We start from the raw sequence: 4,363 nt of genomic DNA, 5'->3' as shown, positions 1-4,363 counted from the left end.
GTTCTGGGTCACAGATATCACCTACATCCGCACCCACGAGGGCTTCGTTTATCTCGCAGTTGTCATCGATCTATTTTCTAGGCGTGTTGTTGGGTGGTCCATGCAGGGTCGGACCTATACGGATCTGCCGTTGCAAGCCCTTCTGATGGCCGTCTGGCGCCGCAAACCGAAGACCAAAGTCCAAGTGCATTCCGACCAAGGCTCACAGTTCACCAGCTATGAGTGGCAGGAGTTCCTCGAACAGCACAATCTGACGCAAAGCATGAGCCGACGTGGCAACTGCTGGGACAACGCCGTCGCCGAAAGCTTCTTCAACCTGCTCAAACGCGAACGCATCCGCCGAAGAAAGTATAAAACCCGCAAAGAAGCCCGCCAGGATGTGTTCGACTACATCGAGTTCTTCTACAACCCGCAGCGCAAACACGTTAGGAACGGAATGCTGTCGCCGATCGCATTCGAGCAGCAGCAAAAACTGAAGCTGCAAGGTGTCTAGGAAACTCGGGGCTATTCATCCATTCGGTGAACGAGGTGCTGCAATCCGAATTCGGCCAGACCCTCGGCTCCCCCGGCGTCCACATCATCGACCCCTTCACCGGCACTGGCACCTTCATCACCCGCCTGCTGCAATCCGGCCTGATCGCGCCAGAAGAGATGGAGCACAAGTTCCGCCACGAGATTCACGCCAACGAGATCGTGCTGCTGGCCTATTACATCGCCGCGATCAACATCGAGGCGGTCTATCACGGGCTGCAGGGCGGCGACTATGTGCCGTTCGAGGGCATCTGCCTGACCGACACCTTCCAGATGTATGAAAGCGACGACCTGATCTCGCATTACATGCCCGACAACTCGGAGCGGCGGAAGCGGCAGAAGGCGACGGACATTCGGGTGATCGTGGGGAACCCGCCTTATTCGGCTGGGCAAGGCAGCGCGAACGACAACAACGCCAATGTGGCCTACCCTACTCTTGATGGACGCATTCGTGATACGTATGCAGCGCGGTCAACTGCGACACTGAAGAATTCGCTTTACGACAGTTACATCCGTGCCTTTCGTTGGGCATCGGACAGGATCGGTGACGCTGGCGTTATGGCCTATGTTAGCAATGCTGGCTGGCTGGACGGGAACGCAGCAGACGGCATACGTGCCTGTCTGGCGGAAGAGTTCAGCGATCTTTACATCTTCCATCTGCGTGGTAACGCCCGCACGTCAGGCGAGCAACGCCGCAAAGAACGCGGCAACGTGTTTGGCGAAGGCACACGAACGCCAGTTGCCATCAGCATACTGGTCAAGAACCCAGACGCGACTGCTCATGGCAGGGTCCACTTTCACGACATTGGTGACTACCTTGACCAGAAAGAAAAGTTGGCAATCATTCGCGACTTTGAAAGTGTTAGAGGAATTTCAAGTATAAACGGATGGGTGAACGTTCAACCAGACGCACACAACGATTGGCTAGGTCAACGCGACAGCAGTTTTGATGCATTCATTAAAATTGGAGATAAGAGAGACCGCTTAGCGCCAGTACTCTTTGAAAATTATACAAGTGGCCTCAAAACCAATCGTGACACTTGGTGCTGTAACTTTCAAAGCAGCACTGTGCTGACGAATATGAAGGCTACGATTGATTTTTACAACTCTGAGGTCACTCGCTACCAATCAGCTCCGAAGGTCGACGATATAAAAGACTTTGTAGATAAGAGTCCGCCAAAAATTAGTTGGGATCACGCCCAATACGTTGGTGTTGAGCGTGGTAAGTACGTAACGATGAAGCCTGCTTCAGTAGTGCCGTCAATGTACCGCCCCTTTGCGAGACAATGGGCGTATTTTGATCGCGATTTCAACAATCGCGTTTATCAGATACCCAGTATTTTCCCTGACGCAAAAACATCCAATAGAGTTATTGCAATGTGTGGCGTTGGCGGCAAAGGTTTCTCTGTTTTGATGTCGTCAACGATGCCTGACATCCAAATGATGTTCAACGGTCAGTGTTTTCCATTATCACTATATGGGATTGAAGAAAATGAAGACAGCGACGATCTCTTCTCCGAGGCGCAAGTACATCAAGGGCGTCAAAAGCGCGACGCAATTACTGACGTTGGCCTAAAGCACTTCCAAGACGCCTACCCCGGCGAGATCATCACCAAGGAAGACCTGTTCTACTATGTCTACGGCCTGCTGCATTCCGAGGATTACCGCGCGAAATACGCCGATAATCTGTCCAAGGAACTGCCCCGCATCCCCCGCGTGAAAACCGCCGCCGACTTCTGGGCCTTCAGTCGCGCGGGCCGCACCCTCGGCGACCTGCATGTGAACTATGAGACGGTCGAACCCTACCCGGTCACGATGAAGCAAGGCGACCTGCGCCTCGCCGACATCAAGAACCCAGAGGCCTTCTACCGCGTCACGAAATGGGCCTTCGGCAAATCCGGCAAGGACAAGGACAAGACCACCGTCATCTACAACGCCAACATCACCATGCAGGACGTGCCCCTGGGGGCCTACGACTACGTCGTGAACGGCAAACCCGCGCTGGAATGGGTGATGGAACGCCAAGTCGTCAAGACCGACAAGGACAGCGGCATCGAAAACGACGCCAACCGCTATGCCATCGAGACCATGAACAACCCCGCCTACCCGCTGGAGCTGTTCCAGCGCGTCATCAACGTCAGCCTGCGAACCATGGAAATCGTGCGCGGGTTGCCGAAGCTGGAGGTGATGTGATGCGCGCTGGTAATAGTCGAGGCGATGACCATCGTCTGGCCTACGGCGGGAGAAGATTTGTCAGACAGGATGGTCACCCAACCGTACAAGATCGAGAGCCAAGATGATGTCCTATCGATATCAATTACAGCATCAAATAGAATGAGTTGAGTGATATAGGATGCCATTCCCAAACACAAAGAATCTCGCCCATTTTGACCCTCGATCTCAGCTAATATTTCTTAACGAAATTCGAGCCGATGACATTGAATCTAGCTTTAAACAGGGCAAACTCACAGAAATTCGACAACGTCTCTCAACCATTTACCATGAGATAACACATTGGGCTGATACTGTTGGCACGCTCTGGGGCAACGAATACCTCAAAAATGTTTATCATGCCTATGATGTTATGCCGACGGTCAACAGGCCTGGGAGCGAGGTTAACTTTCATCGATTTCTTGATTTGCACGACAACGATCGTCGCTTGTCATTTTCTGACTACTATCGGACGGTTGAGGGCAATGGCAGAAAACATACATTAACGATGCCTTGGCGTATAAATTTTTCATGTGGGATTGAGTTCAACTCCGCAGGTCGGCCTGACGAACAAAAGCCTATCATTTTCGTACGCTTTGGCGATCACTTTACTGAGAGGCAATTGGTTCGCCAACCGTTAAGCGTAGCAGCGCTACTGGAGACGACCGCAACATGGTCGGAACTTTCAACGCAATTTCAAACGCTAAGTGTGCTACCGAAAGACGAAATGATTGTTGACGAGCATCTTTTGAATAAGGAGTATGGTGATCGACTGTATGCACCTGAACTGACGTTGTATTCAGCACCTGTTCATCTTTTGGCTCACTACGCAAAAATCAACAACTCAGTGGTCGCGTATCAATTGGGATCTCTGGTTTCATTGGTGTGCCTCAATCTGGTAGGTCTACATTTTCGAAAACTTAAAACTCCCTCTGGCCTTGAAGCTTGGGGAGGAAGAGTTGCTAGTTTCACCCGAACTCAAAGCAGACCCTTCGCGTTCATGTGTATCTGCATGAACGCACCACTATGGAAGACTGGTATGAACCCGCTGGACTGGGTAAATGCGGCGTTGTCAAATTCATCGTTGCCAAGCTACGGCGAAATTTTAGATCATGCCGTAGCTACGCTGAAAGGCGACAAAAGCTATTGTGAGCGCCCCAGAATGGCCGCGAGACAGAGCTATCTAAGAAAGCTTGGTGCAGATTGGTTGGAATGGCGAAGAGAACAAGGTAACGCCGCCATCGACTACGGGCATCTAGCGAAAACCCACTTGAAGACCCCGGTGATATTTGACGCCACGGAAACCTCATTTCTTATGTTTGGTAGCAAATTTGATGCTAAACTATTTGACGCAACAGAAATGTTCGACGAGGAGGCCTCGCTACATAGTGACCTGCCCCCCGGTCGTCCCTCGTTCATAACGAGAGTCCTTTGGGTTGATAGTCATCGGTTGCGGGTTGGGCAAGCGCGCCGTGGGCGTTGCCATCAAATAGCTCGAGCGCTCGGCGCGCTTCTGCCGGGGTCTTGTTGCCGAGGGATGAGTGCGGCCTGACGTTGTTGTAGTCGTAACGCCAGAGCGCCAGTATTTTACGGGCATCAGCCAAGGTATCGAATATCTCCT

General features: G+C 51.9%; 3 protein-coding genes. 2 read left to right on the top strand and 1 reads right to left on the bottom strand.

Going from position 1 to position 4,363, the window contains the following annotated elements; translation table 11 throughout:
* Window positions 1–493 (top strand): IS3 family transposase (locus AKV04_RS10045; protein ID WP_156317464.1); only part of this gene is annotated, 493 nt, incomplete at its 5' end.
* A gap of 35 nt (window positions 494–528) precedes the next feature.
* Entirely contained in the window at window positions 529–2,724 is a 2,196-nt protein-coding gene (locus AKV04_RS10040; protein ID WP_235815598.1) for a type ISP restriction/modification enzyme, read from the top strand.
* A 1,433-nt stretch (window positions 2,725–4,157) separates the two neighbouring features.
* On the opposite strand, the gene AKV04_RS10035 is transcribed toward AKV04_RS10040, so the two are convergent.
* Window positions 4,158–4,363 (bottom strand): integrase core domain-containing protein (locus AKV04_RS10035; protein ID WP_156317463.1); only part of this gene is annotated, 206 nt, incomplete at its 5' end.

The sequence above is a fragment of the Cypionkella psychrotolerans genome (genome assembly GCF_001294535.1).
Classification (GTDB): Bacteria; Pseudomonadota; Alphaproteobacteria; order Rhodobacterales; family Rhodobacteraceae; genus Cypionkella; species Cypionkella psychrotolerans.
Note: the sequence above shows the minus strand (reverse complement) of the source record. Positions and strands in the feature narration are given on the sequence as shown.